We start from the raw sequence: 15,875 nt of genomic DNA, 5'->3' as shown, positions 1-15,875 counted from the left end.
CATAACGGGTACCTGCATGTCACCTCAAAACGCCACCGTGCGCTGGCAGCTGTGGATCGTCGCGTTTGGCTTCTTTATGCAGGCGCTGGATACCACCATCGTCAATACCGCGATCCCGTCGATGGCGCGCGATCTCAACGTCAGCCCGCTGAATATGCACTCGGTGATCGTCTCTTATGTGCTGACCGTGGCGATTACGTTGCCGATCAGCGGCTGGCTGGCGGACCGTTTTGGCGTGCGCAATATCTTCTTCTGCGCGATTGTGCTGTTCAGCATCGGCTCGCTGCTGTGCGCCTTCTCCGCCACGCTCGATGAGCTGATTATGGCGCGCGTGGTGCAAGGCATTGGTGGCGCGATGATGGTGCCGGTTGGCCGCTTAACGGTGATGAAAATTGTGCCGCGCGAGCAATATATGTCGGCGATGACCTTCGTCACCACGCCGGGACAAATTGGTCCGCTGCTTGGCCCGGCGCTGGGCGGGGTTCTGGTGCAGTACGCCAGCTGGCACTGGATTTTCCTGATCAACATTCCGGTTGGCATCATTGGTGCGATTGCCACGCTGACGCTGATGCCGAATTACACCATGCAGACGCGGCGCTTCGATTTCCTCGGTTTTGTGCTGCTGGCCGTCGGCATGGCGACCTTAACGCTGGCGCTGGATGGTCAGCGCAGCGCCGGCGGATCGCCGCTGTTGCTCGGCTTACTGATTCTGGTTGGGGTGTTTTCACTGTTGTTCTACCTGATGCACGGCCGCAACAACGATAACGCGCTGTTCAGCCTGAAACTGTTTGATAACCGCATCTATTCAATTGGCCTGATCGGCAGTTTTACCGGCCGCATCGGTAGCGGCATGCTGCCGTTTATGACGCCCATTTTCCTGCAGGTCGGCCTCGGCTATAGCCCATTCCACGCCGGATTGATGATGATTCCAATGGTGCTCGGCAATATGGGGACTAAGCGCGTGGTGGTGCGCATCGTCAACCTGTTCGGCTATCGCAATGCGCTGGTCGGCGCGACCCTGGCGCTGGCGCTGGTGGTGCTGCTGTTCCCGCTGGTGGCGCTGCTGGGATGGATTTGGCTGCTGCCGGTGGTGTTACTGCTGCAGGGCATGGTCAACGCCATCCGCTTCTCTTCGATGAATACCTTGACGCTAAAGGAACTGCCGGACGATCTGGCTTCCAGCGGCAACTCGTTGTTATCGATGATCATGCAGCTGTCGATGAGTATTGGCGTCACCGTGGCCGGTTTGCTGCTGGGCGCATTTGGCCACGGCGTGGTAACCGACAGCGCGGCGGCGCATCAAACCTTCATTTACACCTATCTGTGCATGGCGCTGGTGATTGCGCTGCCGGCGCTGGTGTTCTGGCACGTACCGAAGGATGTCAGTAAAAACGTTGACCTTAGAGGCAGGAGCAAAGGATGAAGCGGCCGGTAAAATGGGGCATTGGTGCCAAGCTGTTTGCGGCGATTTTTTCCACCTGCATGCTGGTGATCATCACCATGCATTGGGGCGTGCGGCTCAGCTTTGAGCACGGCTTTGTGGATTACATCAAAAAGGGCAACGAGCAGCGCTTAACCCTGCTGAGCGATGCGCTGGCCGATCAGTATGAACAGCACGGTAGCTGGGATTTTCTGCGCAGCAATGACAAGCTGATTTTTTCAATTTTGCGCTCGCTGGAGCAGAATCCGGGCAGCGTGAATCAGTTACCGCCGCACGGCTGGCGCACGCAGTTCTGGATTATCGATCAGCAATACAAAGTGCTGTCAGGGCCGCGCCAGCCGGTGCCGCCGGAAGGTACCCGGCGCAATATCACCACCAGCAACGGCAAAATTGTTGGCTGGGTGATTGCCTCACCGGCAGAACGTCTGACGCGCAGCACCGACATCAACTTTGATCAGCAGCAGCGACGCACCAGCTGGATGATTGTGGCGCTGACCGGGTTACTCGCCGCGCTGGTCACCTGGCTGCTGGCGCGCGGTTTACTGGCACCGGTAAAACGGCTGGTGGATGGCACGCACCATTTGGCGGCGGGCAATTTCGCTACCCGCGTGGAAGTCGGCAGCAGCGATGAACTCGGCCAACTGGGCCGCGACTTCAACCAGCTTGCCAGCTCGCTGGAAAAGAACGAAAGCAACCGCCGCGCCTTTATGGCCGACATCTCCCATGAACTGCGCACGCCGCTGGCGATTCTGCGCGGTGAGCTGGAAGCGATGCAGGATGGCGTGCGCAAGCTGACGCCGGAAGCCATCAGTTCATTGCAAAGTGAAGTGGTGGTGCTGACGAAACTGGTGGAGGATCTGCATCAGCTGTCATTATCTGACGCAGGCGCCCTCGCCTATCGCAAGCAGCCGGTTGATCTGGTCACTCTGCTGGAAGTGGTGGCCGGCAGCTTCGGCGAACGCTATCGCAGCCGCGGCTTAGCTCTTAATCTGGCGTTACCCGCGCAGGCGGAGAGCTTTGGCGATCCCGATCGCCTGATGCAGCTGTTCACCAATTTGCTGGAAAACAGCCTGCGTTACACCGACAGCGGTGGCGCGGTGCAGCTCTCGATGCAGCTGGCGGGCGAAAACTGGCAACTGCGGTTTGCGGATAGCGCGCCGGGCGTTGATCCGGCCCATCAGGCACAATTATTTGAACGATTTTTCCGCGCGGAAAGTTCACGCAATCGCGCCAGCGGCGGCTCTGGGCTTGGCCTGGCGATCTGTAAAAACATCGTGGAAGCGCATGACGGCAGCATCAGTGCGGATCACTCTGATTTAGGTGGACTGCAAATCACGCTAAACTTGCCGTATGTTCCTCACTAGACGCCACTTATGAGCCCGGAAAATAGCGATCCTCTGATCCTTGTTGTAGAAGATGAACCCAAACTGGCGCAGCTGATGATTGATTATCTGCAGGCGTCCAACTATCGCACGCACCACATTGCCGACGGTAACGCGGTGTTGAGCTATGTTCAGCACACGCCGCCGGACCTGATGCTGCTGGATTTGATGCTGCCCGGCCGCGACGGCTTAACGCTGTGCCGCGAAATTCGACGTTTCTCGGAACTGCCGATCATCATGGTGACCGCGCGCACCGAGGAGATTGATCGCCTGCTGGGGCTGGAAATCGGCGCGGATGACTACATCTGCAAGCCGTTCAGCCCGCGTGAAGTGGTGGCGCGCGTCAAAACCATTTTGCGCCGCGTCAAACGTTCGCCGGAAGAGGCGCAGCAGGAATCGCCTCTGCATATTGATGAGAGCCGCTTTCAGGCCAGCTGGCGTGAACAACAGCTGGAGCTGACGCCCGCCGAATTTCGTCTGCTGAAAACGCTGGCGCTGGAGCCGGGAAAAGTGTTCTCGCGCGAGCAGTTGCTCAATCATCTCTACGACGATTACCGCGTAGTCACCGATCGCACTATCGACAGTCACATCAAAAACCTGCGCCGCAAGCTGGAAAGCCTCGATGCGGAACAGCCGTTTATCCGCGCGGTGTACGGCATGGGTTATCGCTGGGAAGCCGACGTCTGCCGCTTGCTGTAGCCTGCAACGGCTTACATTGATCCAGGTCAATTTACATCGGGTGCGGGCCTGCCTACAATTCCCCACCTTTTGCAGGGCCGTATAATGCGGCCGCTGCACCTGCCATCCACGATGGCATGCTGACCTGACATCAGTGAGAAAATCCATGTTTAAACCTGAACTGCTTTCTCCAGCGGGATCGCTGAAGAATATGCGCTATGCCTTTGCCTATGGCGCTGATGCCGTCTACGCTGGCCAACCGCGCTACAGCCTGCGCGTGCGCAACAACGAATTCACCCACGAGATTCTGGCGCAGGGCATCAAAGAAGCCCATGCGCTCGGTAAGAAATTCTACGTGGTGGTCAACATCGCCCCGCACAACGCCAAACTGAAAACCTTTATCCGCGATCTGACGCCGGTCATTGCCATGCAGCCGGACGCGCTGATCATGTCCGATCCCGGCCTGATTATGCTGGTGCGTGAAGCCTTTCCGCAGATGCCGATTCATCTGTCGGTGCAGGCCAACGCGGTCAACTGGGCCACGGTGAAATTCTGGCAGCAGATGGGGCTGACGCGCGTGATTCTTTCACGCGAGCTATCGCTGGATGAGATTGCAGAAATCCGTCAGCAGGTGCCGGAAATGGAGATTGAGATCTTCGTGCACGGCGCGCTGTGCATGGCTTACTCCGGCCGCTGCCTGCTCTCGGGCTACCTCAACAAACGCGATCCTAATCAAGGGACCTGCACCAATGCCTGCCGCTGGGAATACAAAGTGGAAGAAGGCAAGCAGGATGAGATGGGCAATATCGTCGGTTTCCATGAGCCGGTTAAGGTGCAGGAGCCGACTTTGGGCGTCGGCGCCACCACTGACCGGGTGTTCCTGCTGGAAGAGAAGATGAAGCCGGGTGAGGTGATGAGCGCCTTCGAAGATGAACACGGCACCTACATCATGAACTCAAAAGATTTGCGTGCGGTGGCGCACGTTGAACGTCTTAGCCAAATGGGTGTGCACTCGCTGAAAATCGAAGGCCGCACCAAATCCTTCTACTACTGCGCGCGCACCGCGCAGGTTTATCGCCGTGCCATTGATGATGCCGCTGCAGGTAAGCCCTTCGATCCGACTCTGCTGGAGACGCTGGAAGGTTTGGCGCATCGCGGTTACACCGAAGGTTTCCTGCGTCGCCATACCCATGACAGCTATCAGAACTACCAGCAAGGTTTCTCCATCTCCGAGCGCCAGCAGTTTGTCGGAGAATTCACCGGCGAACGTCGCGGTGACTGGGCGCAGATTGCGGTGAAGAATAAGTTTATGCTCGGGGATTCTGTCGAGATCATGACGCCCGAAGGCAACCTCAATTGCACGCTGGAAACCATGCAGAACGATAAAGGATCGGCAGTGGACGTGGCGCCAGGCGATGGACACCGCGTGTGGATCCCGGTCCCGGAATCGGTCAACCTCGCCTTTGCCCTGCTGTTGCGTAATTTCACCGATGGCAACAGCACCTACGATCCACATGGGAAAAATCGCACATAAAGAAAAGAAAATGGCGAAGTTAGAGTAGGATCACAGACCCTTTCTTCGCCTCGCTTTAGAATCTCGCCTGCTGCTAACGAGTAAGAATAAAAGCAGGTAGTACCAGGAACCACCTCATTCACCCGCCCGGCTCCCCCGTGCGGGTTTTCTTTTTTGATCGCCCACCGATTTTTTCGTCGCCCGCCGATAAAGTTCTCTCCCCAGCTATGCTATAACCAGTGCTCTGTCTCTCGCATCAAGGAACTGATAATGCAAAACAAACCGCTGACGCTGCTGATCCTCAACGGGAAAGGCGCAGGTAATGAAGATTTGCGCGCTGCGGTGAATACGCTGCGTGATGAAGGCTTTAATCTGGCGGTGCGCGTCACCTGGGAAAAAGGTGATGGCGATCGTTATGTACAAGAAGCGGTCGCTTTGCAGGCAGAAACCGTGGTGGCTGGCGGCGGTGATGGCACCATTAATGAGATCGCCACCGCGCTGGCGGGATTACCCGAGCAGCAGCGTCCGGCGCTGGGCATTTTACCGCTCGGCACCGCCAATGATTTCGCCACCAGCGTCGGTATTCCCGAAGGGATGGAACCGGCTTTACGTCTCGCGCTGGTGGGAAAAGCCACGGCTATCGATTTGGCGCGCGTGAACGGCGATCGCTACTTTATCAATATGGCGACCGGCGGATTTGGTACACGCATCACCACCGAAACGCCTGAAAAGCTGAAATCGGCGCTCGGCGGCGTGTCGTACTTTATTCATGGTTTGATGCGCGTCGATGCGCTGAAACCGGATCGCTGCGAAATCAGCGGCCCCGGCTTTAACTGGCAAGGCGATGCGCTGGTGATTGGCATTGGCAATGGACGTCAGGCTGGTGGCGGACAAAAGCTCTGCCCGGATGCCTTAATCAATGACGGACAGCTCAACCTCAGCATCGTCACCTCGCAAGAGCTGCTGCCAACGTTGCTGCATTCGCTGACGCGTGATGATGAAAATCCGAATATCGTCACGGCGCAGCTGCAGTCGCTCACCATCCGTTCACCGCATGAGATGACGTTTAATCTGGATGGCGAACCGCTGACGGGAAGTGAGTTTGAGATTGAAGTGATGGCGGGCGCACTTAGCTGCCGTTTACCGCCTCAATGCCCGTTACTTGCTTAACGCACATTACCGTAGCGGCGCGCTTTCAACGGCGCGCAATACATTGCGCCGCTACGATGTTGTTCAGTTAAGTGTGATTACACTTTCATCCAGCGGCGTTCCAGTGAGGAAACCGCGACAGCTTCCAGCACCTTCTGCACCTGCAATCCTTCGGCGAAATCTGGCCACATGCGATCGCCAGCGGCAATGCCATTGATTAAATCGCGAATCTCGACGGTTTTCTGATCGTTGAAACCGATGCCGTGCCCGGCAGAGACGCAGAAGTTGGCGTAATCCGGATGCGCCGGACCGGTCAAAATGGTTTTGAAACCCTGGCGGCCTGCCGGTTCATCGTGAATATACAGCTCCAGCTCGGCCATACGTTCCTGGGTATAACGCAGCGTGCCTTTGGTACCGGTGACCACATACGTCAGGCCCATTTTGCTGCCGCAGGCGATTCGCGAGGTTTCAAACACGCCGTGCGCACCGTTTTTAAAGCGCAGCAAGGCGCTGGCCTGATCTTCGTTTTCCACCGGCAGCAGGCGTGAAGCATCCTTCGGATCCGGACGCTCTTTAATCACCGTCATCATATCGCCGCTGACTTCTTCAATATCACCGACCAAATAGTGCGCCATATTCACAATATGCGCAGCGAGGTCGCCAAGCGCGCCTAATCCGGCCAACGCTTTCTGGCAGTGCCAATCGAGCGGCGTTTCCGGCCGTGCCAGATAATCTTCATTGTGCGTGCCGTAGAAGTGCACCACATCGCCGATTTCACCACGCGCGATAATTTCGCGCGCCAGTTGGCTGGTGGGGTTTTTCATGTAGTTAAAGCCGACCAGCGTTTTAACGCCCGCCTGCTGCGCCGCTTGTACCATCTCTTCCGCATCGGCCACTGATAGCGATAGCGGTTTCTCAGAGTAAACGTGCTTGCCGTTGCGAATCGCTTCCAGCGCCATCTCTTTATGCAGGAAGTTCGGCGCGCAGATATCAACCACATCGATGTTCGGATCGCGCACCAGCTCGTGCCAGTCGCCGGTAGAACGGGCAAAGCCAAAAGTTGCCGCCTGTTTTGCTGCCAGCTCTGGGTTCACTTCCGCCAGCATTTCACGCACGATCTCGCCTTTCAGGGCAAAAACCGTAGGTGCCTGAGCGTAAGCAATCGCGTGACAACGACCGATGTAACCACTGCCAATCATTCCAATTCTGACTTTGTTCATGACTATTCCCGCATTCGCTTAAGAGTTGATCTGGAATATATGTTTCGCTTTTGGCCCCGACAACGGCGAAATGAAATATCTGTGATCATGCATGCGAGGTATCTGACAAAATCGACAAATCAGAATGTAATTTTGCATAGAGATGGTGATCATCGTCACAAAAGATGTTGTATCAGTTGTGATTTTGCCGCGCTGAGTCCGCTCATGGCGCGCAATTGACGCTTTATTCAGCAGTCAGAACGAATTGTGAAAAAGAGTTTTGACAAGGCGAGGGCCGCTCGATAATATGCGCCCCGTTCAAACGATTCCTCTGTAGTTCAGTCGGTAGAACGGCGGACTGTTAATCCGTATGTCACTGGTTCGAGTCCAGTCAGAGGAGCCAAATTCAAAAAACCCGCTCAGGGAAACCTGAGCGGGTTTTTGTCATTTCAGCGTCGCCATTTAAGGTGGCCGTGATTTCCTGGTCGCCATGAATGGCGCCCCTACGTAACTGTTCCTCTGTGATTCTCTTCACAACTCTTTAACGCCGACTTGTATGGTAGTATTAGTGCGCGTATTTTTTCATCATTGCATTCCCGTTGGAGTAGATGATGAAAAGTGTAGTGATTGAGCAACCGGGTGAACTGGTATTAGCAGAGCGTCCGCTGCCGCAACCCGCTGCCGGTGAAGTACGCGTGAAGGTGCAATTTGCCAGCATCTGCGGTTCGGACGTGCATATCTGGCACGGTCACAATCCTTTCGCTAAATATCCGCGCGTGATTGGTCACGAATTCTTCGGCCTGATTGATGCGGTCGGCGATGACGTTGCCGCCAGCCGCATTGGCGAACGTGTGGCGGTCGATCCGGTGGTCAGCTGCGGTCACTGCTATCCCTGCTCGATTGGTCGCCCGAACGTCTGCACAGCGTTGCAGGTGATTGGCGTGCACCGCGACGGTGGCTTTAGCGAATATGCCGTGGCACCAGCAAAAAACGCCTTCCGCCTGCCGGATAGCGTTCCCGACAAACTCGCAAGCATGGTCGAACCTTTCACCATCGCGGCCAATATCACCGCCTTCCTCAAACCACAGCCAAACGATGTGGCGCTGATTTACGGTGCCGGGCCAATGGGCCTCACCGCCATTCAGGTGCTGAAAGGCGTGTATGGCGTTGAACAGGTATTGGTGGTTGATCGTCTGCCAGAACGGCTGTCGCTGGCGCAGGAAAACGGTGCCGATCAGGTGTTCAACAACAGCGAAATTCCACTCGCCGCGCAGCTGGAAGGCGTGCAGCCAACGCTGATTATCGACGCCGCCTGTCACCCTTCGATCCTGGCAGAAGCCGCCGCCCTCGCCTCACCGGCGGCGCGTATCGGCCTGCTGGGTTTTTCTGGCGAGCCGTGCAGCATCACGCAGCAAAGTCTCACCAGCAAAGAGCTGTCGCTGTTCACCTCGCGTCTCAACAGCAATCGCTTCCCGCAGGTGATTGAGTGGATTGAGCAAGGCCAGATCCAGCCGGAGAAACTGGTGACGCACTATTTCCCGCTGGCAGACGTTGAGCAAGCCATGACGCTGTTCGAAAAAGATCCCCGCACCTGCTGCAAAGTGATCCTACAAATGGGTTAAGTTAACCCGCACACCAGGTGTCCCCATGCCGGTCCCTTACCCGCCGGCATTATTACTATAAAAAATGACGATGACGGAGTTTCTATGTTTAAGAACCTGCGCTGGACCCTCGTACTGCTGTTGTTCCTGGTGTTTATGATCAACTACCTTGATCGTATCGCCCTCTCTCTGACGGTACCGCTGGTGGAAAAAGACCTGATGATCAACGCCGAGCAGTTCGGCATGATTTTCGGCAGCTTCTTCTTCGGTTATGCCCTGTTTAACTTCATCGGTGGCCTGGCGACGGATAAATTTGGCCCGACCATCGTGCTCGGCACCGGCGTTGGCATGTGGTCGCTGTTCTGCGGCCTGACCGCGATGGCGACTGGCTTCTGGTCGATGATGATTCTGCGCGTGCTGTTTGGCATGGCGGAAGGCCCCATCTCTGCCTCAGCGAACAAAGCCATTAACGGCTGGTTCCCGAAAAAACAGGCCGCCACCGCAATGGGCTTACTCAGCTCGGGTTCACCGCTGGGTGGCGCAGTTGCCGGTCCGATTGTCGGTTATCTGGCGCTGTCGTTCGGCTGGCGTCCGGCGTTTGTGGTAATCGCCGCGATTGGCTTCGTCTGGCTGGCGCTGTGGTTCTTCTTCGCGTCAGATACTCCGGCGAAAAGTAAGCGCGTATCGGCAGAAGAGCGTGCCTTAGTAGAAAAACTGAAAGCCGAAGAACCGGCCGACGTGATCGACTCAAGCGGTGCCGCGCACGGTTTAGGCTTTTATCTGCGCCAGCCGATCATTCTGGTCACCGCCTTTGCCTTCTTCTGCTACAACTACATTCTGTTCTTCTTCCTGAGCTGGTTCCCGGCGTATCTGGTGCAGGCGCACGGCCTCGATATCAAAGCGATGAGCATCACCACCATGATCCCGTGGATTGTTGGCTTCGTGGGCCTGGCGCTGGGTGGCTGGATCTCCGATAAGATTTTCAACATCACCGGCAAGCTGCTGCTTTCACGAAAAATTGTGCTGGTGGTTTCACTTACCGCCGCGGCGATTTGCGTGGCGCTGGCAGGTACGATAAAAGAGGTCAACTCGGCGGTGATCATGATGTCGATCTCCATCTTCTTCCTCTACATCACCGGCGCAATTTACTGGGCGATTGTGCAGGACGTGGTGCACAAAAGCCGTGTCGGCAGCATCAGTGGCTTTATCCATCTGATTGGTAGCTTGTCCGGTGTGATCGGCCCGGTGGTGACTGGCTTCATCGTGCAGCACTCCGGTAAGTTTGACAGCGCCTTTATCCTCGCAGGTGCGGTGGCTGGCGTCGGCGCGCTGCTGGTACTGCTGGTGATTCGTGAACCTAAAGCCACCAATAAACCGGTTTCAGTGTAAATCTCATGGGGCGCTGAGCGCCCCATTTGCTAAAAGGAATGACTATGTTAGAGCTTGAACGCCTCACCGCTGATGTCCAACGCCCCGCTTACGATCGTAGCCAACTCAAGACCCGCATGGTGCACATCGGCTTTGGCGCCTTCCACCGCGCGCATCAGGCGCTGGCGACCGATAAGCTGGCCGCTCAGGGCAGCGACTGGGGCTATTGCGAAGTGAATCTCAACAGCGGCACGCTGATTCAGGCGCTGCGTCAGCAGGATCTGCTCTACACGCTAACCGAAATGGCGGATGAGAGTTTACACACGCGGGTGATTGGCGTGGTGACGCAAGCGCTGCATGGCAAAGGCGACGGCATTGAGGCGGTGATCGAGGCGATGAGCCAGCCGGACGTGGCGATTGTCTCGATGACCGTAACCGAGAAAGGTTATTGCTACATGCCGTCGAGCGGCAAGCTCAATCCCGATCATCCCGATATTGTGCACGACCTCGCTCATCCTGGTGAGCCACGTTCGCTGCCCGGCTTGATTCTGGCGGCCATTATCCGCCGCCGCGAACGCAATTTGCCGCCGTTTAGCGTGATGTCCTGCGACAATATGCCAGAGAACGGTCATGTCACGCGCAACGTGATCACCCAGTTGGCCGAGCGCCACAACCCTGCGCTGGCTGAATATATCCAGGCGCACATCACCTTCCCTTCGACCATGGTTGATCGCATCGTCCCGGCCATGACCGATGCCGCGTTCGACACGCTGGCGGAACGTTTGGGCAGCCGCGATCCGGTGGCGGTTGAAGCCGAACCGTTTTTCCAGTGGGTCATCGAAGACAACTTCGTTAACGGACGTCCGGCGTGGGAAAACGCGGGCGCTGAGCTGGTCAGCGATGTGCTGCCGTTCGAAGAGATGAAGCTGCGGATGCTCAACGGCAGCCACTCGTTCCTCGCGTATCTCGGTTTTCTCGCCGGTTATGAACACATCAGCGATTGCATGGCCGATGCCAGCTATCGTGCGGCGGCGCGCGCGTTGATGTTGCAGGATCAGGCGCCGACGCTGCGCACGCAAGGCGTCGATCTCGACGCCTACGCTGATTCCCTGATTGCGCGTTACGAGAATCGCGCCATCAAACATCGTACCTATCAAATCGCCACCGATGGCACGCAAAAACTGCCGCAGCGCCTGCTGGATAGCGCGCGCTGGCATCTGCGCAATGGCACCTCGTGCGATTTCGTGTTGCTGGGTGTGGTGGGCTGGATGCGCTATGTCAGCGGTGTGGATGAGCAAGGTCAGGCCATTGAGATTCGCGATCCGCTGAAAGATCAGCTGGCGGACATTGTGGCCAACAGTGAGGACGGTGCGCCACGCGTTAGGGCGTTGCTCGGCCTCAACGCCGTGTTCGGTGACGATCTGCAGCAGCAGCCCGCCTTTGTCTCACGCGTGACTGAACTCTATCAGCAACTGGTTAAACAGGGCGCGCGCGCCACCGTTCAAAGCCTCGTCACACAAGGCTAAGCGCCTGCACAAATGTGTAGCGCAGACGCAGCGTGCTGATTAGACTGAACCTTTCTTAACGGGCTGGCAGATGCCAGCCGTAATACGGATATTGCTGCATGTCGACTGCCTATACCATAACCACCAGCGAACCGGTAAATCAGCAGATCTATCGTTATCTGCGCAAAGATATTGTGACCTGCGTTATTCATCCGGGCTCGCTGCTGTCGGAGAAGGAAGTGTCGGCGCGTTTTAACGTGTCACGTCAGCCGGTACGTGAAGCCTTTATCAAGCTGGCGGAAGCCGGACTGGTGCAGGTGCTACCGCAGCGCGGCACCTTCGTGCGCAAAATCTCCGCTCAGCGCGTGGCCGACGGTCGCTTTATCCGTGAAGCGGTAGAGATCGCCGTGGTTCGCCGCGCCGCGCAGGAGATGGGTGCGACCGGATTGATGGCGCTGGAGCATAACCTGCAGCTGCAGCGTCTCGCCGCTGAACGTCATGACAGCCAGGCTTTCCTGGGGCTGGACGATGAGTTTCACCGCTTGATTGCTGAAGGGATTAATTGCCTGCTAGCGTGGGAAACGGTGGAGAACATTAAAGCTACCATGGACCGCGTGCGCTTTCTGACCCTGAGCGAAGTGTCACCGCCGGAGCGTTTGATTCAGCAGCATGAAGATATCTATAACGCCTTGAAAGCGCATGATGTTGACGCAGCTGAAAGCGCAATGCGCCGTCATCTGCAGGAGATGATTTTGACCATTACGCCGATTGCCGAGCGTAATAGTGAGTGGTTTGAGGCGCCTTGATTTAGTGCTCGCTGTCCCCCTCCTCGGTCCTCCCCCATTAATGGGGGAGGAAGATGCTGCAAAATGTAAGTGTTGAAGCAGCATGTGGCAGCATCTCCTTCCCCCGCTTGCGGGGGAAGGCCGGGATGGGGGACAGCGAGCACAGCCCCCACTCAATCAAGCAATCGTCACATCCTTCGACAAATACACATCCTGCACCGCATTAATCAACTGCACGCCCTCTTTCAACGTCTTCTTAAACGCCTTGCGCCCCAGAATCAGCCCCATGCCGCCGGCACGCTTATTGATCACCGCCGTACGCACTGACTCCGCGATATCCGTTTCGCCCGCAGAAGCGCCGCCGGAGTTGATCAAACCTGCGCGTCCCATATAGCAGTTCGCCAGCTGGTAACGCACCAAATCTATCGGGTTTTCCGAAGTCAACTTGCTATAGACGCGCTCATCGGTGTGACCAAACTTCACCGCGTTATAGCCGCCGTTATTCTCCGCCATCTTCTGCTTGACGATATCCGCACCGATGGTCGCCGCCAGATGGTTGGCCTGGCCAGTTAAATCGGCGCTGGCGTGATAATCGACGCCCTCTTTCTTGAACGCATCATTACGCAGATAGGCCCACAGCACCGTCACCATGCCCAGCTCGTGCGCACGTTCAAAGGCCGCCGAGATCTCTTCAATCTGGCGACGTGATTGTTCAGAACCAAAGTAGATGGTGGCGCCAACCGCCACCGCGCCCAGATTGAAGGCCTGTTCCACGCTGGCGTACAACGTCTGATCGTATTGCGTCGGATAGCTCAGCGTTTCGTTGTGGTTCAGCTTCACCATAAACGGAATGCGGTGCGCGTAACGACGAGAAACCGAAGCCAGCACGCCGTAGGTAGAGGCGACGCAGTTACAGCCGGCTTCAATCGCCAGCTCAACAATGTTTTTTGGATCAAAATAAGCTGGATTGGCCGCAAAGGATGCGCCCGCCGAGTGCTCAACGCCCTGATCGACCGGCAAAATCGACAAATAGCCGGTGCCGGCTAAACGTCCGGTGTTGTACAGCGTTTGCATGTTGCGCAGTACGGCAGGAGAACGATTGTTGTCGATCATTACGCGATCAACATAATCCGCGCCGGGTAAATAGAGGCTATCCGCTGGAATGGTCATGCAGCGATGTTGAAGAAGGCTATCCGCCTCTTTGCCCAATAACTGTACGATGTCCGTCATGTTCGCTCCTGATAAATGGCTGGATTGGAACCGGCCGTTGCCGATTCGCCCCCAACAGCCTGGACCGGAAAGCGCCAGGCTGGCAAATTGCTGACTCCATTTTTCAGACGGATGCGCAGTGAAAAAGCGGCAATCTGGCGTTACGCCCTACCACCATTGATGGAAATGGTGCACCGGCCCAATGCCTTTGCCGACCTCCAGCGAATCGGCGTGCAGCAGCGCCTGTTGCAGCCACGCCTTGGCTTCAGCGACCGTTGCCGCCCAGCAATCATGGCGCGGACGCAACGCCGCCAGCGCGGCTGAAAGCGAGCATCCGGTGCCGTGCGTGTGGCGCGTATTGACGCGCGGCGCGGTAAAGCGCTGACGTCCGTCGCGGGTAATCAGCCAGTCCGGGCTTTCGGCATCGCTAAGGTGTCCGCCCTTCATCAGCACCGCTTCGCAGCCAAGATCGAGCAGCGCATCGCCCTGCTGCAACATGGTTTTCTCATCCTGCGCCATCGCGCGTCCCAGCAGCGCGGCGGCTTCCGGCAGGTTTGGTGTGATCAGCGATACCTGCGGCAGCAGCAATTCGCGCACGCTCGCCACCGCATCCGGCGACAGCAGCGCATCGCCGCTTTTGGCAATCATCACCGTATCCAGCACCACAAACGGCAGGCTGGCCCGTTTCAGCCGCTCGGCGACCACCTCGACAATAGCGGTTTCGGACAGCATGCCTATCTTCGCAGCATCAATGCGCACATCATTCAGCACCGAATCGAGCTGTGCGCCAACAAAATCAGGTTCGATGCGATACACCGACTGCACGCCGCAGGTGTTCTGCGCCACCAGCGCGGTGATGACGCTGGTGCCATACGCGCCCAGCGCGGAGAAAGCTTTGAGGTCGGCCTGAATACCTGCGCCGCCGCTCGGATCGGTGCCAGCAATGGTCAATGCATTGATGCGTTTCATGCCTCGACCTCCAGCGTCCACAGCGTATCGAGGAAAGCAGCGGCAAAGCTGCCTGGCCCGGCGACCTGGCGCGCTGTCTGCTCACCCGCCAGCGACATCACGCGGCAGGCCGCAGCGACATGCTGCAGGCGATCGCCCGGCAAGCTGGTGCAGGCGGCAACCACCGCCGTCAACGCGCAGCCGGTGCCAACCACGCGCGTCATCAGCGGGCTGCCGCCGGGGATGGCGAATGTCTGCACGCCGTCAGTGACATAATCCACTTCACCGGTCACCGCCACAACGGTGTGGTAATCACGCGCCAGCTGCTGGGCAGCGCTTAACGCGATATCGGCCTGATGCAGACTGTCGACACCGCGTCCGCCGCTAGCCTGTTGCGCCAGTGCGAGAATTTCTGAAGCGTTACCGCGAATCGCCGCCGGTTGCAGGCTCAGTAACTGTTGACAGAATGCGGTGCGCAGCGTTAGTGCGCCGACCGCCACCGGATCCAGCGTCCACGGCGTGCCTGCGGTTTGCGCCGCTTGCACCGCCGCCCACATCGCATCACGACGTTCGCGCGTCAGCGTACCTACGTTTATCAACAACGCATCGGCAAAACCGGCAAACTGCGCCGCTTCTTCAGGATCGATCACCATCGCGGGCGAAGCTTGCAGTGCCAGCAGCACGTTGGCAGTAAAGGTTTGCACCACGTCATTGGTCATGCAGTGCACCAGCGGCGCTTGCTGACGCAGCAATTGCAGAGAGTGCGCGAGTTGCGCGGGGGAAAGAAGGTCAGGCTGTTTCATAAGGCTCCCAACCGGCGATCAAGAAGGCGAATGCGGTCAGGCATCTGACTTCCCTACGCTGGCATTATCCAGATCAGGTCGGCGGGTGTATCTCAGCCCTGTATTAAAGGGGCACCCCGAGTCAAAACTACGTTGGCGAGCATAGGGAACAAGTTGGGGTAAAGCAAGTAAACGCCGCTTTCCTGGAATCTGGCTCACAAAGCAACAAATTACACATTCATGTAACTTATTGATAAAACGCCTTAAAACGACGCTTTTTTGCGTGCTGCGTCATACTTTGTAATAAATTCCATT

General features: G+C 57.1%; 13 protein-coding genes, 1 tRNA gene and 1 riboswitch. Of the genes, 10 read left to right on the top strand and 4 right to left on the bottom strand.

Features of this window, described 5'->3' with window-relative positions; genetic code table 11:
- Positions 1 to 16 precede the first annotated feature (16 nt).
- The 5 genes from mdtD to yegS all read left to right on the top strand — a co-directional run bounded on the left by mdtD (position 17) and on the right by yegS (position 6,184).
- The gene (gene mdtD / locus Q3H59_RS06990) at positions 17 to 1,423 is read left to right on the top strand and encodes a multidrug transporter subunit MdtD (RefSeq protein ID WP_309833978.1); all 1,407 of its coding nucleotides are present in this window, start codon (positions 17 to 19) and stop codon (positions 1,421 to 1,423) included.
- On the top strand, positions 1,420 to 2,805 hold the full coding sequence (gene baeS, locus Q3H59_RS06985) for a two-component system sensor histidine kinase BaeS (RefSeq protein WP_101763347.1): 1,386 nt from the start codon (positions 1,420 to 1,422) through the stop codon (positions 2,803 to 2,805). The genes mdtD and baeS overlap by 4 nt, the downstream gene beginning before the upstream one ends.
- A gap of 9 nt (positions 2,806 to 2,814) precedes the next feature.
- Positions 2,815 to 3,522 carry a two-component system response regulator BaeR gene (gene baeR / locus Q3H59_RS06980; protein WP_101763346.1) on the top strand — a complete coding sequence of 236 codons (708 nt, stop codon included), beginning with the start codon at positions 2,815 to 2,817 and terminating at the stop codon, positions 3,520 to 3,522.
- 145 nt (positions 3,523 to 3,667) lie between these two features.
- On the top strand, positions 3,668 to 5,035 hold the full coding sequence (gene yegQ, locus Q3H59_RS06975) for a tRNA 5-hydroxyuridine modification protein YegQ (RefSeq protein ID WP_309833975.1): 1,368 nt from the start codon (positions 3,668 to 3,670) through the stop codon (positions 5,033 to 5,035).
- 249 nt (positions 5,036 to 5,284) lie between these two features.
- Entirely contained in the window at positions 5,285 to 6,184 is a 900-nt protein-coding gene (gene yegS / locus Q3H59_RS06970; RefSeq protein ID WP_101763344.1) for a lipid kinase YegS, read from the top strand.
- 77 nt (positions 6,185 to 6,261) lie between these two features.
- Here the strand turns inward: yegS and Q3H59_RS06965 are convergent, their stop codons facing one another.
- On the bottom strand, positions 6,262 to 7,383 hold the full coding sequence (locus tag Q3H59_RS06965) for a Gfo/Idh/MocA family oxidoreductase (protein ID WP_309833973.1): 1,122 nt from the start codon (positions 7,381 to 7,383) through the stop codon (positions 6,262 to 6,264).
- A 306-nt stretch (positions 7,384 to 7,689) separates the two neighbouring features.
- On the opposite strand from Q3H59_RS06965, the gene Q3H59_RS06960 reads away from it, so the two are divergent.
- From Q3H59_RS06960 to Q3H59_RS06940, 5 genes are all read left to right on the top strand, one after another.
- Positions 7,690 to 7,765, top strand: a tRNA-Asn gene (locus Q3H59_RS06960).
- 208 nt (positions 7,766 to 7,973) lie between these two features.
- On the top strand, positions 7,974 to 8,984 hold the full coding sequence (locus tag Q3H59_RS06955) for a Zn-dependent oxidoreductase (RefSeq protein ID WP_309836648.1): 1,011 nt from the start codon (positions 7,974 to 7,976) through the stop codon (positions 8,982 to 8,984).
- An 84-nt stretch (positions 8,985 to 9,068) separates the two neighbouring features.
- Positions 9,069 to 10,352 (top strand): MFS transporter, encoded by a 1,284-nt coding sequence (locus Q3H59_RS06950; protein ID WP_309833971.1) that lies wholly within the window; start codon positions 9,069 to 9,071, stop codon positions 10,350 to 10,352.
- Between the two features lie 44 nt (positions 10,353 to 10,396).
- A complete protein-coding gene (locus Q3H59_RS06945; RefSeq protein WP_309833969.1) occupies positions 10,397 to 11,857 on the top strand; it encodes a mannitol dehydrogenase family protein in 1,461 nt (486 codons plus the stop codon).
- A gap of 98 nt (positions 11,858 to 11,955) precedes the next feature.
- Complete coding sequence (locus Q3H59_RS06940) at positions 11,956 to 12,642, top strand: GntR family transcriptional regulator (protein WP_101763339.1); 687 nt, start codon at positions 11,956 to 11,958, stop codon at positions 12,640 to 12,642.
- Between the two features lie 156 nt (positions 12,643 to 12,798).
- Here the strand turns inward: Q3H59_RS06940 and fbaB are convergent, their stop codons facing one another.
- From fbaB to thiM, 3 genes are all read right to left on the bottom strand, one after another.
- Positions 12,799 to 13,851, bottom strand: coding sequence for a class I fructose-bisphosphate aldolase (fbaB, locus tag Q3H59_RS06935; protein WP_101763338.1), 1,053 nt, complete (start codon positions 13,849 to 13,851; stop codon positions 12,799 to 12,801).
- Positions 13,852 to 13,998: 147 nt separating this feature from the next.
- Positions 13,999 to 14,799: a bifunctional hydroxymethylpyrimidine kinase/phosphomethylpyrimidine kinase gene (gene thiD / locus Q3H59_RS06930; protein WP_280171874.1), complete on the bottom strand. Its 801-nt coding sequence runs from the start codon at positions 14,797 to 14,799 to the stop codon at positions 13,999 to 14,001.
- Positions 14,796 to 15,581 (bottom strand): hydroxyethylthiazole kinase, encoded by a 786-nt coding sequence (thiM, locus tag Q3H59_RS06925; RefSeq protein WP_280171875.1) that lies wholly within the window; start codon positions 15,579 to 15,581, stop codon positions 14,796 to 14,798. The genes thiD and thiM overlap by 4 nt, the downstream gene beginning before the upstream one ends.
- A 33-nt stretch (positions 15,582 to 15,614) precedes the next feature.
- Positions 15,615 to 15,710: riboswitch (TPP riboswitch) on the bottom strand.
- Positions 15,711 to 15,875 lie beyond the last annotated feature (165 nt).

Source organism: Pantoea sp. SORGH_AS_0659 (genome assembly GCF_031453915.1).
Classification (GTDB): Bacteria; Pseudomonadota; Gammaproteobacteria; order Enterobacterales; family Enterobacteriaceae; genus Pantoea; species Pantoea leporis.
This window is presented reverse-complemented; position numbering and strand designations above follow the sequence as displayed.